Source organism: Paenibacillus haidiansis, from assembly GCF_036553665.1.
Taxonomy (GTDB): Bacteria; Bacillota; Bacilli; order Paenibacillales; family Paenibacillaceae; genus Fontibacillus; species Fontibacillus haidiansis.
This window is the reverse complement of record NZ_JAZHPZ010000007.1, coordinates 157,149-174,143: the sequence shown is the minus strand read 5'-3', so window position 1 is coordinate 174,143 and position 16,995 is coordinate 157,149. Positions and strand designations below refer to the sequence as shown.

The 16,995-nt window shown below is 53.6% G+C and carries 14 protein-coding genes; 11 read left to right on the top strand and 3 right to left on the bottom strand.

Annotated features, from left to right (window positions below):
- Nucleotides 1-87 precede the first annotated feature (87 nt).
- Nucleotides 88-2,181 (top strand): thioredoxin domain-containing protein, encoded by a 2,094-nt coding sequence (locus V3851_RS15840; RefSeq protein WP_331847526.1) that lies wholly within the window; start codon nt 88-90, stop codon nt 2,179-2,181.
- Between the two features lie 74 nt (nt 2,182-2,255).
- Nucleotides 2,256-2,678, top strand: a complete 423-nt coding sequence (locus V3851_RS15835; protein WP_331847525.1) for a hypothetical protein — start codon at nt 2,256-2,258, stop codon at nt 2,676-2,678.
- Between the two features lie 41 nt (nt 2,679-2,719).
- Here the strand turns inward: V3851_RS15835 and V3851_RS15830 are convergent, their stop codons facing one another.
- From V3851_RS15830 to V3851_RS15820, 3 genes are all read right to left on the bottom strand, one after another.
- Complete coding sequence (locus tag V3851_RS15830) at nt 2,720-3,784, bottom strand: glycosyltransferase WbsX family protein (RefSeq protein ID WP_331847524.1); 1,065 nt, start codon at nt 3,782-3,784, stop codon at nt 2,720-2,722.
- Nucleotides 3,785-3,919: 135 nt separating this feature from the next.
- On the bottom strand, nt 3,920-5,089 hold the full coding sequence (locus V3851_RS15825; protein WP_331847523.1) for a MalY/PatB family protein: 1,170 nt from the start codon (nt 5,087-5,089) through the stop codon (nt 3,920-3,922).
- 85 nt (nt 5,090-5,174) lie between these two features.
- Nucleotides 5,175-5,738, bottom strand: a complete 564-nt coding sequence (locus V3851_RS15820; protein ID WP_331847522.1) for a beta-class carbonic anhydrase — start codon at nt 5,736-5,738, stop codon at nt 5,175-5,177.
- 143 nt (nt 5,739-5,881) lie between these two features.
- On the opposite strand from V3851_RS15820, the gene V3851_RS15815 reads away from it, so the two are divergent.
- The 9 genes from V3851_RS15815 (at nt 5,882) to V3851_RS15775 (ending at nt 16,969) form a co-directional block, all read left to right on the top strand.
- On the top strand, nt 5,882-7,399 hold the full coding sequence (locus tag V3851_RS15815; RefSeq protein WP_331847521.1) for a carboxypeptidase M32: 1,518 nt from the start codon (nt 5,882-5,884) through the stop codon (nt 7,397-7,399).
- A 150-nt stretch (nt 7,400-7,549) separates the two neighbouring features.
- Complete coding sequence (locus tag V3851_RS15810) at nt 7,550-8,548, top strand: ABC transporter substrate-binding protein (RefSeq protein ID WP_331847520.1); 999 nt, start codon at nt 7,550-7,552, stop codon at nt 8,546-8,548.
- A 35-nt stretch (nt 8,549-8,583) separates the two neighbouring features.
- Nucleotides 8,584-9,369, top strand: coding sequence for an ABC transporter ATP-binding protein (locus tag V3851_RS15805; RefSeq protein ID WP_331847519.1), 786 nt, complete (start codon nt 8,584-8,586; stop codon nt 9,367-9,369).
- Between the two features lie 97 nt (nt 9,370-9,466).
- A complete protein-coding gene (locus V3851_RS15800) occupies nt 9,467-10,213 on the top strand; it encodes an ABC transporter permease (protein WP_331847595.1) in 747 nt (248 codons plus the stop codon).
- A gap of 1,094 nt (nt 10,214-11,307) precedes the next feature.
- Nucleotides 11,308-12,291, top strand: a complete 984-nt coding sequence (locus tag V3851_RS15795) for an aromatic acid exporter family protein (RefSeq protein ID WP_331847518.1) — start codon at nt 11,308-11,310, stop codon at nt 12,289-12,291.
- 167 nt (nt 12,292-12,458) lie between these two features.
- Complete coding sequence (locus tag V3851_RS15790; protein ID WP_331847517.1) at nt 12,459-13,007, top strand: RNA polymerase sigma factor; 549 nt, start codon at nt 12,459-12,461, stop codon at nt 13,005-13,007.
- Nucleotides 12,980-14,653, top strand: a complete 1,674-nt coding sequence (locus V3851_RS15785; protein WP_331847516.1) for a DUF4179 domain-containing protein — start codon at nt 12,980-12,982, stop codon at nt 14,651-14,653. Before V3851_RS15790 ends, V3851_RS15785 begins: the two co-directional genes overlap by 28 nt.
- A gap of 142 nt (nt 14,654-14,795) precedes the next feature.
- Nucleotides 14,796-15,341: an outer spore coat protein CotE gene (cotE, locus tag V3851_RS15780; RefSeq protein WP_331847515.1), complete on the top strand. Its 546-nt coding sequence runs from the start codon at nt 14,796-14,798 to the stop codon at nt 15,339-15,341.
- Nucleotides 15,342-15,508: 167 nt separating this feature from the next.
- Nucleotides 15,509-16,969, top strand: coding sequence for a putative amidoligase domain-containing protein (locus V3851_RS15775; protein ID WP_331847514.1), 1,461 nt, complete (start codon nt 15,509-15,511; stop codon nt 16,967-16,969).
- Nucleotides 16,970-16,995 lie beyond the last annotated feature (26 nt).

Below are 16,995 nucleotides of genomic sequence, written 5' to 3'. Positions count from 1 at the left end.
TTTCTTGGTTTGCACCTTCCCGAATGGTTATAATATAGATAAAATTTAAAGTTTCGTATTCCTGACCATGGAAAGGATGGCTTCCATTTGAATGAATTTACCGATACGCGTGATCGTAATCCCAACCGCTTAGCCAAGGAAAAATCTCCGTACCTGCTCCAGCATGCATATAACCCGGTAAACTGGTTCCCCTGGGGGGAAGAGGCGTTTGACAAGGCCAAGCGGGAGCATAAGCCCATCTTTCTGTCGATCGGCTATTCCACTTGCCACTGGTGTCATGTGATGGAGGGCGAGTCGTTTGAGGATGAGGAAGTCGCGGAGCTGCTGAATAAGCATTTTGTCGCGATCAAGGTGGACCGGGAGGAACGACCGGACATCGACAATATTTATATGACGGTATGCCAGGCGCTGACGGGGCAGGGGGGATGGCCGCTGACGATTGTGATGACGCCGGAGAAGCAGGCGTTTTTTGCCGCGACCTATATTCCGAAGCGGGCCAAATACGGCCGTAAAGGCTTGATGGACCTGCTTCCGTTAATCCGCGAAAAGTGGGAGGAAGACGCCGAGGAACTGATGGAGACCGGGCGGGAAATTTCGCGGCAGGTGGAGCGCAGAATGCTGTCGGGACTGCAAGGCGAGGTTTCGGAAGCGACGCTGGATAAGGCGTATCAGATGTATGATCGCGATTTTGATCCCGCCTACGGCGGCTTTGGCGGCGCGCCGAAGTTCCCGGCTTCGCATAACTTGTCGTTTCTGCTGCGTTACTATCATCGGACCGGCAACATGAAGGCGCTGGGAATGGTCGAAAAAACGCTGAATGCGATGAGTCGCGGCGGGATATACGACCATATCGGCTACGGGTTCTCGCGCTATTCGGTTGACGAGCGCTGGCTGGTGCCGCATTTCGAAAAAATGCTGTACGACAACGCCCTGTTGGCCTGGACCTACCTGGAGGCTTATCAGATCACGAAGAAAGCGGCATACCGGGATACGGCGGAGCAAATCTTCGCCTATGTACTGCGGGATATGACGGACCCTGAGGGCGGCTTCTACTCCGCGGAGGATGCCGACTCCGAGGGTCAGGAGGGGAAATTCTATGTGTGGGAGCCGGAGGAAATTATCGAGGTGCTTGGTCCCGAGGACGGCGAATTGTTTTGCCGGGTATATGATATCACGGAGGAAGGCAATTTCGAGGGCCATAATATCCCCAACCGGATTGCGACCGACCTGAGTGCGTTTGCGGAGGTTACGGAGCTTGATGAATCCGGGCTTCGAGATATCCTGGAGGCAAGCCGACAGAAACTGTTCGAGTACCGCGAAGCCCGCATCCATCCCGGCAAGGACGACAAAATTCTGACTTCGTGGAACGGGCTGATGATCATGGCTCTGGCCAAGGGCTACTCGGTCACCGGGAAGCGAGAATATTTGGACGCGGCCGAGAAGGCGGCGCGGTTCATCCTCAAGGAGCTGCGGCGCGCTGACGGGCGGCTTCTGGCAAGATTCCGCGACGGGGAAGCGGCCTATCCCGCTTACGCGGACGATTATGCCTGCCTGATCTGGGGCTTGCTGGAGTTGTACGAGGCCTGTTTCGAACCGGGTTACCTGGAGCAGGCGCTGGAGCTGAACGGGCAGCTGATCGAGTTGTTTTGGGATAAGGAAAACGGCGGATTTTACTTCTACGGTTCGGACAGCGAGACACTGCTTATGCGCAATAAAGAGATTTACGATGGCGCCATGCCCTCCGGCAATTCCATCGCGCTGATGAATCTTGTCAAGCTGTCCCGGCTTACGGACGACGAGAGGCTTGCGGAATTGGCGGACAAGCAAATCCGCGCCTTCGCCGGCGCGGTGGGGCAATATCCGCCCGGATATGCCATGTTCCTGATCGGCCTTGAATTATTCTTCGCTCCGAGCCGCGAAATCGTGATCGCCGGGGACCTCGAGGCGAAGGCAACCCGGGAGATGATCGAAGCGGTTCACACATCTTTTACGCCGGAATCGATCCTTGTAGTGTTGAACAACGAGCCGGGTGATCGGGAAATCATTCACAAACTGATTCCGGCTTCGCAGGATAAAGGAACGCTTGACGGCAAACCTACGGCTTACGTATGCCAAAATTTCTCCTGTCAGGCGCCGACTCATAATATTGAGACGCTCAACGCATTAATCCAGGGAAAATAGATGGCTTAAAATATGCCGTAAACCTAAGCAAACCTGTCCGAAGCACATATAATACTACATCCAAATAGAAAGGGATGATAGTTTTGCCAACCTTCGATAGTGTGCTTGTTACCGGCAGCCAGACGATTCAGCAGGATTTGCAGGTGAATGGAAATGAGACCGTAACGAATTTGAGCGTACTCGGAAATGCAACCGTGGCGGGCAGTGTAAACGTGAACGGCAGTCAAACCGTTTTGACACATATGAATATTGGCGGCACGGCGACGGTAGGAGAAAATATGTTTGTGGGGGGCACTGCAGGAGCCGCGCAGCGTTTGGCGCACAGCAATACGCCCACCACGCCGGCTTCGTCCCCCTTATTGCAGACGCTTCGCTTCTACCCGACGGGAGTAGCGGGCCAACCCGGCATTCAAATGAGAGGAACGGATGGGCAGGATTATGTCCTGTTTGTCGTCGTTGTGAATGGAGTTCCCCAACTTGGAATACAACTGGCATAAGTCTGGTTTCCGGAGATAAATGCGGAGAGGGGAAAGCTTCTTTATAGGTGCTTTCCCTTTAAAGCGTTCCGCACAGCTTCCAGATACCCGAATCGGCTATGCTGATCCGGCTCCAGATAAGCGCCCTCCGCCCATTCATTCCAGGCGTTGATAAATAAATAATCGCTTTTAAATACGGTTTGGGCGCGTTCGATTTGCCGCGATAAATACTTTTCGAATTTCTCCGGGGTGGCCGCGACGGTACTGCTGCCGCGAATTCCAAGGCGCGGGGTGTTATCCCAGTTCACGAAAGCCCCGGGGATAATTTTTCTGCCCTCCTCCGCACCGTGCGGGAAGCGACCCAATATCAGCTCCCAGAGATGATCGTAATTCGTCACCAAGTGATCTTGCCCATTTTCCGCTTTGATCGATCTGAAGATATACTTGGAGTCGCTATGGGCAAAGGTATAATGGGGCTCGAATTCGACATCCGCATCAAAGCCGTCCGGATTTGTCAGGGGGAAGCCGCCCAGGGTCCGGACAAAATAAATCCCGTTCAGCCCGTTTTGCCGGGCCAGCCGGTTCCAGCAGTCGAGCATCTCCGTGCAGCGCGGAATATCTCCCGGCCTGTAAATGACAAAGAGCGGCTTACCGTCGACGCGGATATATCGTTCGTCGCGGAATGCGGTGAGCAGCTCATAGAAATGCTGTGTCCACTCATTTTCATCGCCATAGGTTTGCTCCATTAAGATTTGATGCGGTCCGCCGTCCCATTTGCGGGTCCAGGATTCGTTGGCCCAAGACAGGCAAAAGGGGAGATCGGGGGCACCGAGCCGGAGTATTTGCTTTAGCGGCTGCTCCAGCAGCTGCTTGCCGTTAAACCAATAGTGATAATAGCAGAACCCGTAAATGCCGTAGCTTTGGGCAAGAAGCGCCTGCCAATGCCGTGCCGACGAATCGGTCAGGTTATAATAATAATTCTCGTACGGCACCTTTGGCTGCCGGTGGCCCGGATAAAGCGGCCGGGCTTTGCTGGTGTTGGTCCACTCGGTAAACCCGGTTCCCCACCAGGCATCATTTTCGACAATGCGATGAAACTGGGGCAGATGAAAAGCGATGAGCTTCAAGCCGTGAATCACCTCCAGGTGCGTTGATTCTGGATATTTTATGTGCCCGGGAAATATTTGTATCGGACAAATGTACAGCACGCCAAAAAAAGATCAATCCGTTTTCGGATTGATCTTTCTTACGCTTGGCTTGCTTTAATTGGCTCGGGATTGAATCGCGGAGGCAAACCGGTTAAGCGCCTCGGCAAGCAGATCGCGCGGGCAGGCCAGATTGATGCGCAGAAAGCCTTCGCCTTCTTTGCCGTATTGGGACCCTTCGTTGAAGGCGATTCTCGCCTCCTTGTACATCAGCCGCTTCAATTCGGCCGGGGGCAGGTTCAGCTCACGGCAATCCACCCACAGCAAATAAGTGCCTTCGGACACAATCGGGGTAAGTGCCGGCAGTTGTTCGGACAAGAAGGAGACGGCGTATTCCTGATTGGACTGAACATAGGCCAGCACGGCTTCGAGCCAAGGCTCGCTTTCGTTATAGGCGGCGATCGTCGCCGGAGGGCCGAAGAAATTGACGGAACTTAGCGCCAATGCTTGAATCCGGTCATCGAATTGCCGCTTCAGCTTCGGATTGGAAATGACCGCAAATGAAGTGGACAGGCCCGGAATATTGAAGGTTTTGGACGGAGCCAGGCAGGTGATCGTAATGTCCGCAAAAGCTTCCGAGAGCGAGGCGAACGGATAATGCTTGTGCTCCGGAAACACGAGATCGCAATGAATCTCGTCGGCAACGACTTTGACGCCGTATTTGACGCACAGGTCGCCGAGACGTACAAGCTCTTCTTTGGTCCATACGCGGCCGCCGGGATTTTGGGGGCTGCAGAGAAGGAGAAGCTTGGCTCCGCCCCGCATCAGAGCTTCCAGACGCCCATAATTCATCTCATAGCGTCCGTTCGACAGCAAGAGCGGACTTTCGGCCAGTTTGCGGCCATTTTTCAGGATCACATCATAAAAAGGGCTGTATACCGGAGATTGCAGAATGATTTCATCTCCGGGATTCGTCAAGGACTGTACGGCGAGGCTTAGTGAAGGGACGACACCCGGTGAATCGGTAATCCAGCCTGCTTCGATATTCCAGTCATGACGGCGCCGGAACCATCCGGTAATGGCATTTTCATATTCATCGGTACGGATCGTGTATCCGTATATCCCTTCCAAGGCGCGTTCGCTTACCGCCTTAACGATCGCGGGCGAACATTTGAAGTCCATATCGGCGACCCAGAGCGGCAGAACATCCGGATCACCAAACCCCTGATCCCATTTCAGGGACTGGGTTCCCCGGCGCCGGGGAAGTTCGTTCAAATCTATCGTCATGTCTATCTGTTCTTCCTTTCGGGCTAAGTTTCAAAAAAGGACGCGAGCCGCTAATGGCCCGCGCCAAGTAGAAAGAGATGTCCAATTAAGAATCGTAGCCGTCAACGACGAGCTCAAGCTCTCCGGTAGTGGAGTCGATAAGCAGGCCATGAACGGGTACATTGGGGGGAAGTAGTGGATGATTTTTAACAATCTCCACAGTATGGATTACCCCTTCTTTCTCGTTGTCAAACCCGCGCAGCCACTTCTTCAGTCGAATTCCCGAATGCTCCAGCGTATTCAGAACATCATCGGAAATGCCGCGCTCTCTCATGGAACCGATCATATGGTCGGCGTTCAGCGACGCCATCCCGCAGCCGGTATGGCCGATAATGAAAACTTCCTCCGCCTGAAGCTCGTAAAGTGCGACAAGCAAAGAACGCATGACGCTCCCGAACGGCTGCGAGATGACGGCGCCGGCGTTTTTGATAATTTTGGCGTCTCCATTGCGCAAATTAAGGGCTTTAGGAAGCAGCTCGACCAGTCTTGTGTCCATACAGGTGACGATCGCCATTTTTTTCTGAGGAAACTTGTCCGTAATATATGCCTCGTATTCCTTTTTGGCTACAAAATTGCGGTTAAATTCTAAGATGGTTTGAAGTCTGCTCACGCTGATCTTCCTCCTTTGTGATTATTGTGGCATGTTTCCTTGATGAAATTCAAAAAAAGTTCATCTTAAAATTTGATTATACGTTTTGTAAAAAGTATCATCAAGAGGAATGGGTAATTTCATCAATGGAGGTGGAACTTGTCATGAAACAAGAAACGGCTGACAAATGGAAATCATTTCTAGAGCTGCTGCGCAAAATTCAAGGCTATCAAGAAGCGGTAGCGCTCATGCATTGGGATCTTCGTACAGGCGCCCCCAGAAAAGGGGCTGAAGCGCGTTCGGAAACGATCGGCCTGCTCTCGACGGAAGCTTTTAAATTGCAGACCTCCGCGGAGATGGGGCAATATTTGAGCTATCTCAATCACGATACGGTTCTGGGGGAATTGGACGAAACGGGACGGCGGCTGGTGGAGCTGGTCCAGAAGGAATACGACCTCAATGTGAAAATTCCGCCTGCCAAGTATCAGGAATATGTGGAATTGACGGCGCATGCCGAAACGGTGTGGGTCGATTTCAAGGAAAGCGGCGACTTTGCCGGCTTCGAGCCTTATTTGACCCGGATTATCGAGCTGACTCAGGAATTCATCGACTATTGGGGACCGAAAGAAACGCGCTACGACACGCTGCTCGATATGTATGAGCCCGATTTGACCGTAGCCAAGCTCGACCAGGTGTTCGGTCAATTGCGCGACCGCCTTGTCCCGGTTGTCGATGCCATCACGTCGGCGCCACATCAGCCGCAGTTTCCGTTCCTGAATCAGCTCTATGACAAAGAGCAGCAGAAGAAGTTCGGCATTTACCTGCTGGAGCAGATCGGATACGATTTCGAGGGCGGACGGCTCGACGAGACGATGCACCCGTTTGAGACCACCCTGAATCAAGGCGATGTGCGCATTACCACGCATTACCATCAGGATGATGTCTTGAGCGCGATTTTCAGCAACCTACATGAGGGCGGACACGCGCTGTACGAACAAAATGTCGGCAAGGAACTGGCGGGAACGCCGTTGAGCCAAGGGACGTCGATGGGGATCCACGAATCCCAGTCGCGGTTCTGGGAAAATTTCGTCGGCCGCAGCCGTCCTTTCTGGGACCGCTACTACGCCAATATGCAGCAGCATTTCCCGGAACAGCTCAAAGATGTGACCGCGGATGAATTTTATCGCGCCGTCAATCGGGTGGAAAATTCCCTGATCCGCATCGATGCGGACGAACTGACCTACAATTTGCACATCATCATCCGCTATGAAATCGAAAAGATGATTTTCAACGAAGGGCTCCCGGTCAGCGAACTGCCGAGAGTATGGAACGAGAAGTATCAGGCCTACCTTGGGCTTACTCCGCCGAACGACGGGCTCGGCGTGCTGCAGGACGTGCACTGGTCGGGCGGCAGCTTCGGTTATTTCCCTTCATATGCGCTCGGCAATATGTACGCGGCACAAATCACGAACACGCTCAAGAAGGAATTGCCGCAGTTTGAAGGCTTTATCGCCGAAGGAGACTTCGCGCCGATCCGGGAATGGCTGACTGAGAAGATCTACAAATACGGAAAATGCCTGAAACCGGCTGAAATCATTATGAACGTGACCGGGGAAGAGCTGAATCCGGACTATTTGGCCGATTACCTGGAGCAAAAATTCAAAGGCATTTACGGACTGTAAGCCACTTCCGGCTTGCTGTCCGGCATTAGAGGCTGTCCCGCCCGGGGCAGTCTCTTTTTGCGTTGTGATCGCGCCCGCTAACCTTTTGTTAGGCCCCCGCATACATTGTAAACAAACACTTATAATTTTTGTATGAAAGAGGTGAGTGGCATGTTGTTTAAGCGAATTTCGGTGCTGGGGCTGGCGCTGGTGATTCTGCTTGCGGGCGCATTAAGCGGCTGCGGCGGAAAGGATGCGAAAACCGTCAAGATCGGCGAGGTTACCCGCTCCGTCTTTTATGCTCCGCAATATGTGGCGCTGGAGAAAGGCTTCTTTAAGGAGGAAGGCCTGGACGTGGAGCTGCAAACTACGGCGGGCGGCGATAAAACGATGACCGCCTTGCTGTCGGGCGCGATCGATGTGGCGCTGGTCGGAGCGGAAACCTCGATCTATGTTTTTCAGCAGGGGGCCGAGGACCCGGTCATTAACTTCGCCCAATTGACCCAAACCGACGGCACATTCCTGATGGCAAGGGATCAGGAGGCGGGGGATTTTGACTGGGAGGATCTGAAGGGCAGTGTGTTCCTTGGCCAGCGTAAAGGCGGCATGCCGCAGATGGCGGGCGAATTTACGCTCAAAAAGCATGGCATCGATCCCCAGGCCGATCTGGAATTGATTCAAAATATCGAGTTCGCGAATATCGCCGCGGCGTTTGCCTCCGGCACGGGACAATATGTGCAGCTGTTCGAGCCGCAGGCCTCGATCTTCGAACGGGAAGGCAAAGGGCATGTGGTCGCTTCCTTCGGAACGGAGAGCGGCAAGCTTCCATATACGGTGTTTATGACCAAACAGAGCTATATAAACAAAAATAAAGAAACCGTGCAGAAGTTCACGAATGCGATATATAAAGCGCAGCAGTGGGTGCAGACGCATACGCCGGAAGAAACGGCGGAAGCGATCGCTCCTTATTTTAAGGACACGGATAAAGATATTCTGGTCAGCTCCGTCAAGCGCTATCTGGAACAAGGGACTTATGCCGAATCGCCGGCTCTGGACGAAGAAGCCTGGAACAACCTGCTCGATGTCATGGAGAGCGCGGGCGAACTCCAGGAACGCGTCGAACTCGGCAAGCTGGCGGACAACGAATTTGCCGAATCGGCTGTCAAATAGTCCTTAACCGGTCATTGGAAGGAGCGTGAGCAAAAATGAACTCAGTTCCCGTCGTAGAACTGAAGGACCTGGATCTTGTGTATGTGACGGACCGGGAGGCGGTGCTTGCCTTGACAGGGCTGAATTTGACGGTGAGTCCCGGTGAATTTATCAGCTTGGTCGGTCCCAGCGGTTGCGGCAAAACCACGCTTCTGTCCGTCATAGCCGGTTTGCTTCCGCCATCGAGGGGAGAAGTTCTACTGCACGGCAAACCGGTCCCGGGACCGACGCCGGAGGTCGGTTATATGCTGCAGCAGGATTATTTGTTTCCATGGCGGACGATTCTGGAAAATGCCCAGCTCGGGCTCGAGCTGACCGGCCGGCTAAACGATGCCGCCAGACAGTCGGTCCTGGAGCTGCTCGGCGGTATGGGGCTGGAGAATACGGCGAACCTGTATCCCCACCAGTTGTCCGGAGGCATGCGCCAGCGGGTGGCTCTGGTCCGCACGCTGGCGACCAATCCTGATTTGCTGCTGCTGGATGAGCCTTTCTCAGCGCTGGATTACCAGACCAAGCTGCAATTGGAGGATCTGATCGTGGATACGCTGCGTCAGCGGGGGAAGACGGGCGTGCTCGTCACCCACGACCTGTCGGAAGCGATCGCGGTCAGCGACCGTGTCATCGTGCTGGCGGCGAATCCGGGGAGAATACGCAGCACCTATGAAATCCCGGACAATATCCGCCGGGCGCAGCCGTTTTATGCCCGGGATGAAGCCGGGTTTAACGACCTGTTCCATGAAATCTGGCGGGATCTCGAAACGCTGGAAGGAAAGGGGGAGTAACGCTTTGGCGGAACAAACGGCAAACCGGAACCCGGGCGGCGGGAGCGGCGATTGGACCCGGGAGAAATGGCTGCAGCACCGGAAGAAGAAACGGCGGATGGGCCGCCTTGTTTTGGCCACGCAGTTGTTTATCCTTGCGGCATGTATCGGCTTATGGGAAATCGCTGGACGGTTAAGATGGGTGGATGTGCTGATCTTCAGTTATCCGTCCAAAGTCGGCAGACAGATTGTCAAAGATGCTCTAAACGGCGAATTATGGCCGCATCTGGCGATGACGGTGGGCGAGACCGCGGTGGGTTTTATACTGGGGACGCTGATCGGAACTCTGCTCGCGGTGCTGATCTGGTGGTCGCCTTTCTTGTCGCGGGTGCTTGATCCTTACATGGTCGTGTTCAACAGCATGCCGAAAGTTGCGCTTGGCCCGATCTTTATCGTCTTGTTCGGAGCGGGATTCACCGCTATCGTGGTGACGACGCTGTCGATCACGGTCATCGTAACCACGCTTGTGGTCTACAATGCCTTCAACGAGGTCGACAGCAATCTGATCAAAGTTATCCGCACCTTCGGCGGGAACCGGAGAGACATTTTCCTCAAGGCGATTCTGCCCGCTTCCTTTCCCGCGATCGTCTCGACCTTGAAAGTCAATGTCGGAATGGCCTGGGTCGGCGTCATCGTCGGCGAGTTCCTCGTCGCGAAGATCGGCCTCGGCTACCTGATCGTCTACGGCTTCCAGGTGTTCAACTTCACGCTGGTGTTGTCCAGCCTGGTCATTATCGCCGTGGTCGCGACCGCGATGTACCAGCTCGTCGTCTACGTGGAGCGAAAGCTGCTGAAGCAACGATAGGCGGAACCATTGCGCTCGGCTCTCCTCGGGATAGAGGAAGCCTTGGCGTGATGGACGCTCTCTCGGCATACTGGCTTGAGTCGGCTTGATTGGATTTTTCCAATCAAGCTTCCAGTTCACGTGGACAATCTTAGCTTGATTGGATGATTTCCAATGAAGTGTCCTGCGTGTCCAACTCTGTAGCCAGTTAAATCTGATTTCATTGGATTTAATCCAATGAAGCCTTTGAAATAGGCCGGAACTGCCGGGGTTCGTTGGAATTTCTCCAACGAAGGATGTATTGGCGGGGGGTAGAAGTAGATATTGGCGGGTCTCGCCCCGATATTTGGGCTCCCATTGGAAATTTCCAATAGGGAGGTGCAATTAGCCAAGATTAGATCGCCCTATTGGATTATTCCAATGAATATCCGTCAATAAGCGGCTGATGAGCCGATATGAGGTTTCTTCATTGGAAATATCCAATTGATTTTCCAGTAAGCCAGGCTGTTAGACGTTTTAATTGGAAATATCCAATGAGCCAGCTGCTTGGGCGTTTATACCAAAACAAATGACGGTCAACCATGCGCACTAATGCACTATAATCATCAACAAATCAACCTATCGCCAACTAACTAGTAGTACATGTACAGACCAACAGCACTCAACTTACCACCGACTAACCGGTAGACAGCCCATACCAGCCAGCACCCCTTTCCTCCTCCAGTAGCAAATCTACTAACCAATAACGCATCCTCTTACCACCGACTAACCAGTAGGCAGTTCATTACTAGCAGCATTCCACTTAACGCCCACTATCGGTAGTACATCTACTTCCAATGATTTATCAACTTGCCGTTCACTAAATAGTAATCCATCTCCCTAACGATCGGTACCTCAGCCTTTCAGTAACACTGATCAATCAGGATCAATCAGGATCAATCAGGATCAATCACCAATACTCCTCCAAAAACAGTACTCCAATCAGCGAAGGGGACGTTACACATCAAGTCTTGACATGAGATAGTTCATATTGTCTGCCGCAACGAAATCAAGTACGATGAAGGTTAGATTTGTTGCTTTTCATTTGACGCATACGGAATAGGTAGGGTGGTTTCATGGGTTTCAGAATAATTAAGACGGCGATCGCTACATTGCTGGCAATTATAGTCGCGGACGCGGTCGGAGTCGAAGGGGCTTTATCGGCGGGACTCCTGGCGATCATGGGCGTGGATGTCACGCGGAAGCGGAGCATCATATCGATTTCCTCCCGGTTTTTCGCGTCCGTACTGGGCTTGCTTCTGGCGTATACGCTTTTTTACCTGCTGGGATTCCATATTTGGGTATTGGCCATCTATATCCTGATCGCCTTCCCTTTAATCACCAGGGCTCATTTCAAGGAAGGCATCATTACGAGTTCGGTCGTGGTATTCCGCGTATTCGGCGGAGAGACGTTAAGCTTCGGCGTGCTGCTGACGCAAATTGAACTGCTGGTCATCGGCCTCGGTTCCGCCATGCTGGTCAACTTCGCCTACATGCCCAAAGCGGAGGACAAGCTGCTGGAAATCCGCCGGAAAGTGGACGGGCTGTTCTCGGTCATCTTCGGCCATATCGCCCGCTCGCTTCGCGATCCTTACCATGTCTGGGACGGTAAAGAATTGATCGAGGCGGAGAAGCTGGTTGAGAGCGGGCTCTCCGCCTCGAAACGCGCCTTGGAAAACCAACTGATCGCGCCGAGCGAGGCTTGGTCCGTCTATTTTTATATGCGAAAAGAACAACTTGTCCGGATTGAAAGCATGCTTGAACTCATCTCCTTGGTCTATCAGCGGATGCCGCAGGGGGAAATTACGGCCGTTCTGTTCGACCGCCTCAGTCAGGACGTGAACAGGGAAGAATACATGGGCGAAACGGAAAAAATGCTGGCCGAACTGGAGCTGGAGTTCAAGCATATGGAGCTTCCGGCAACCCGCGAGGAATTCGAAATGCGCTCCGCAATTCTTCAGCTGTGTCGCGAGCTGTCGCATTTTTTGAATATTTCCAAGAAGAGCAAAGCGCCGGCCTCGCTAAAAAAGAAGGAGAGAATGCAGCTCGAAAGCCGGTGAATCCGGCCTTTCGACGATTCCCGGAACAGCGCGTCCGCACATGGATTTGCATGATCTTATCGCAGCAAGCATTCATACGATTGCTTGCTTTTTTTATTGAGAATGAACCTTTTTCGGGCCTTAACGATCGTATATGTTGAAAACCACGAACGATGAGGGGTGAGCGGGTGAACGACCGCGAGATGTTCGAAGCCCACAAGGAGCAGATATTCCGACTGTGTTACTGCATGATGCAAGACCGGTCCGATGCGGAGGACATTTGCCAGGAGGTGTTTGTGAAGGCCATTCTGGCAGATAGATCGCAAATCCGTGACCTGAGGCCATGGCTGCTCAAGATCGCTTCGAATGAATGCCGGAAGGTGCTGAAAAGGAGAAAAAGCGGCCTGGCCAAAGAAAAATTTGCCTATCTCTTGGCGCCGCCCCAGCACGGTAATCCGGTAGAAGAAGGCTATGATCGCAAAGAGAAGGAAGACGAAGTAAATATATGGTTGAACCGGCTGCCGGAAAAAGTGAGGGTTGTGGTGGTCTTGCGTTTTGTGAACGAGTTGACGCTTCGGGAGATCGCCGAGGTGATCCAAGTCCCAGAGGGTACGGTGAAGTCCAGATTGAACAAGGGAACGAAATTGCTCAGAAGATGGATCGACCCGGATATTGAGCTCAAACCGCCAGTAAAGGAGAGGAAAGGCAAATGGACCGAATTTTTAAGAGTAAAATAAACGAGAGTATCGAGGCCCAGGTTGCGAAAACGGATTTTGAATCGATGTGGAACGAAATCGAGCGGGAAGCGTCATACCGGAAAGCGATGACGAACAACTCTTCGGCCAAGGGGAAAAAAATATTCAACCGGAAATGGGCCCCGGCCGGTCTTGCGCTTGCCTGCTTCATGTTTATCGCTGTTCCGGTGTTTGCTGGGGTGGCGCTGAACTGGAATCGGATCATGGGCTTCACGGGAATCCATAATGCATTGGCCAACGGTTACGGACAGCAATATGAAGCAAGTGTGACGAATGCCGGGATATCCATGGGTCTTCACGCGGTCGTCACGGACGGTGAAAAATTTAAAGCCCTGGTTTCCTTTGATGCCGACAGCGACCTAAGCCGGTATGACGCGTACGGAATCGGAGAAAGCGAAATTTCCGACGACCAAGGAAACGCGGAACCCGTACGGAGCTACCTCTACTATGATCGGGAGAGCGGCAAGCTGCTCGGCATTTTTGAAACGAAGGATATGCTACGGCAGTCCGAAAAAAACTTGTCGCTTACGGCCGAATCCCTGATTTTTTACAAGTACAAAGAGATTCCGTTGACGCAAGAACTGCGCGAAGGAGCCGTTATTCCTACCGGTACGGCGGAGTACCCGGAAATGACGATTCAATCTCTCATGCAGGATGAGGACCGGTTCACGATCCGTTATATTTTAAAGTCGGCTTCGGGTCATCCGAAGGGCTTGGACCCTCATTTGACCATCCATGGCCGGCAGCAGGGCGAAGAGAACAGGGGACAAATGACCGTATTGCCCTACGATGGAGAGGGGATGTTCATCGAACAAGTGTTTGAAGTGTTTGAACAGCCCGAAATGGACTTCTCGGATCCCGGAGTACTGAATTTTAAATATTTGAAAGAAGCTAAGACGACGGAGGGCAGCTGGTCTCTTGCGTTCAAAGCGGACGGCAAAAGAGCGAGCAAGCCCGTCTACACGCGAACATTGGATAACGGCGGCGAACTATCGGAGCTTACGGGAATCAATTTGACCAAGCTCAGCGTTTCACCTCTGAAAATAACGCTCGATATCGATGAAGATCATTCCATGGAACGATTCAAAAAAGGGGTCGTTTGGTACGATTCGGTTACGCTTATGGCCGGCGGCAAAGAAATTCGCGGAAACTACAATATCGAAGGCGATCGTCCGGAACAATATCAGCATGTTTATCAATTCGAGCCGTCGGTTTGGTATGAAGATTGGAGCGAAGTTCCGATGAAATTGATTTTAAAAGACGCCGAAGTAACAAAGCGGGATACCGGAAACCACTGGATGAAGCTGAACACGCCGACGGAGGCGAAGCAGCTTGCGAATATGAACGTGGACGGTTACTTGATCCATTTCAGCTATTATCTGGACGGCGGCGACCTCATTGTTGAATCCTGGTCCGATAGCCCCGGATTTCAAGGGGTCGGCCAAAGCATGCTTCGGGTAAACGGCGTCGATATATATCCGGAACCGGGCTCCGGAAGCCCGGTTTATACCGGAAAGACCGTGGAACGGTATAAGGAAGGGGCCGAATTTAAAGATATCCAGATCAATCCCGGTTTCTACAGCTTTAGCGATCCCGGCCTGGATATGGAAGTTGATTTAAAGGAATAAGACGATGCGTAAAAGCCCGGGAAACACCCGGGCTTTTATATGTATATATGAATTTCTCACTCGCATACATTTATTTTAGTGGAACATTAGCCCAGTTCCTGCATACATATGTAATGAATGATGTATGGAGGAGGTTTAAATCATGTCATCGAAATATCAAAGTAGAGAGATCATAACGAAAGCGATCTGCGGAAAAGGTCGTAAGTTCTCTACCGTAACACATACCGTGACTCCGCCTCACAAACCGTCCAGCATTCTGGGGGCCTGGATTATCAACCACCAGTATGAAGCGGTAGCAGCCGGTGACGGAATTGAAGTTATTGGTACTTACGATATCAACATCTGGTACTCCTATGACAGAAACTCGCAGACCGAAGTAGCCAAAGAGACAGTTTCTTATGTGGAAAATGTGCCGCTGAGCTATCTGGATTCCAGACATCGCGCCTCAACGGTGGAGGTTACTGCGGAGGCAACGCAGGAACCGAGCACCGTCGAAGCAAGCGTAGCGGGCGACGGCCGCGTTCTGATTCGCGTGGAACGCGAATTTGCGGTTGAACTTGTGGCCGAAACCAAGCTGAATGTTCTTGTCGTACCCGGCGGCGAGGACGGATACAAAGACTTTGATTTTGGATCCGAGCTCGGCGACTACGAAGATCTGGATCCGGACCTCCTCGACGACGAACTGTAAGAGGCTGTGGCTGTTTCAACCTTCCCGGCTATTTTGATTGGGTAGTTATGGTCTACTATATGCGGCAGGGGCGTCGTCGTCGAGGGCGGCTGCCCTCTTTTTGTTTCATTGGCGGAAAAAATTCGGCATAGCTTGGTTTTATTCCTTGAAACCGGGGAGGCGGCAAATTGGACACAAATCATGTTCTGAAAATAAATTTGCAACGAGGCCCGTTCCGCAGCAGGCTGCTGCGGGCGCTGGAGGCACTAGGGGGGGCTTACGGCGTGCTCCGCGAACCCGCGGCCGCGTCAAAGCGCGCTTCGGCTTCGGGCGGCAGGCACGGAACACACACCGCGGAGATCGTATTCGGAGCACCGGAGGCCTATGTTGGACAACATGTCGTGGAGTGGCGCATCAACGAACATTTGGACAGATTCCTAGCCGCTTCGGCTAACAATAAAATTGCCCGCCTTGAAGCGGCTGGAATCCCGGCCTCTCTCGACGGACAGGGCGGGCGGGGGAGAAGAGGGTTCCAACGCCGCTACGCGGTCGCCGTCTTCCATTTGCAGGCGCTGGAAGCGATCCCGATTCAGCCGGGGGGAGCGGCGCTCCCTTATCACCGCGGCGAGCCGGGACTCGATCCGGAATCTCCGCTCTGGAGAAGGCTGGCGAGAGCCGCGGTCAAAGCGCTGTACGCGTTCGGGCTTGATCTGGGCGAAGTCGTGATCCGGGCCGGGGAAGAGGGGAAATTTACCGTAGAGGAAATTCACCCGGTTCCGGTATACGGAGAGACGCATACCGCGGGAAAAGTCGCCGCCGCCATGACCCGGATGCTTGCCGGGCTGGAAGCCTCGGACGGCCGGCCGGACGAGATCCTGCTAGGCATGGATCCCGAGTTCCTGCTCTATGACGGCGGAACGGGAAAGGTGGTGCCGGCATCGCGGTATTTGGCCCGCCGGGGCATCGCCGGTTGCGATGTGCTGCGCTACCGCGGGCAGCGGCTGTACCCGCTCGCCGAGCTGCGGCCCGAGCCGGGCAGGGAGCCGCGCGACCTCGTGCGCCACCTGCTGCGCGCCTTCCGGGCCGCGCAGGAGGCGATCCCCGCCGGCGCGCTGCTCTGGCAAGCCGGCGCCATGCCGCAGCGCGGGTTCCCGCTCGGCGGGCACCTGCACCTAAGCGGCGTACCGCTGACCGGCGAGCTGCTTCGCACGCTTGACAATTATCTCGCGCTCCCGGTGGCCCTGCTCGAGGCCAAGGGAAGCGGCCGCCGCCGCCCGGCGTACGGCTTCCTCGGCGATTTCCGCCTGCAGCCCCACGGCGGGTTCGAGTACCGCACCCTGCCGAGCTTTTTGATCTCGCCGCTCGTGACCAAAGGCGCCGTCGCGCTGGCCCGGTTAATCGCCGAGGAGTACCGGGGGCTGACGAAGCGGCCGCTGCAAGAGGACCGGCTGTTCCATGCCTTTTACTCCGGGAACAAGGGGCCGCTGCGCCGCGTATGGCCGCAGTTGGCCGAGGACATCAAAGCTTTGCCGGGTTATTCCCGTTACAGCGAATACATCGAACCTTTGCTGCTTGCCGTCGAATCCGGCCGGGCCTGGGACGAATCCCGGGATATCAGACGAGTGTGGAGACTGCAATTAGACTCGTAAGCCCTTGTTCATTTCTGGTATAATAG

What these genes read in the sequence shown, in the direction of transcription:
- V3851_RS15835 (WP_331847525.1), top strand. Translation starts at nt 2,256, where the DNA reads ATGATAGTTTTGCCAACCTTCGATAGTGTGCTTGTTACCGGCAGCCAG.
- V3851_RS15825 (WP_331847523.1), bottom strand. Translation starts at nt 5,089, where the DNA reads ATGACGATAGATTTGAACGAACTTCCCCGGCGCCGGGGAACCCAGTCC.
- V3851_RS15815 (WP_331847521.1), top strand. Translation starts at nt 5,882, where the DNA reads ATGAAACAAGAAACGGCTGACAAATGGAAATCATTTCTAGAGCTGCTG.
- V3851_RS15810 (WP_331847520.1), top strand. Translation starts at nt 7,550, where the DNA reads ATGTTGTTTAAGCGAATTTCGGTGCTGGGGCTGGCGCTGGTGATTCTG.
- V3851_RS15805 (WP_331847519.1), top strand. Translation starts at nt 8,584, where the DNA reads ATGAACTCAGTTCCCGTCGTAGAACTGAAGGACCTGGATCTTGTGTAT.
- V3851_RS15800 (WP_331847595.1), top strand. Translation starts at nt 9,467, where the DNA reads ATGGGCCGCCTTGTTTTGGCCACGCAGTTGTTTATCCTTGCGGCATGT.
- V3851_RS15795 (WP_331847518.1), top strand. Translation starts at nt 11,308, where the DNA reads ATGGGTTTCAGAATAATTAAGACGGCGATCGCTACATTGCTGGCAATT.
- V3851_RS15785 (WP_331847516.1), top strand. Translation starts at nt 12,980, where the DNA reads ATGGACCGAATTTTTAAGAGTAAAATAAACGAGAGTATCGAGGCCCAG.
- cotE (WP_331847515.1), top strand. Translation starts at nt 14,796, where the DNA reads ATGTCATCGAAATATCAAAGTAGAGAGATCATAACGAAAGCGATCTGC.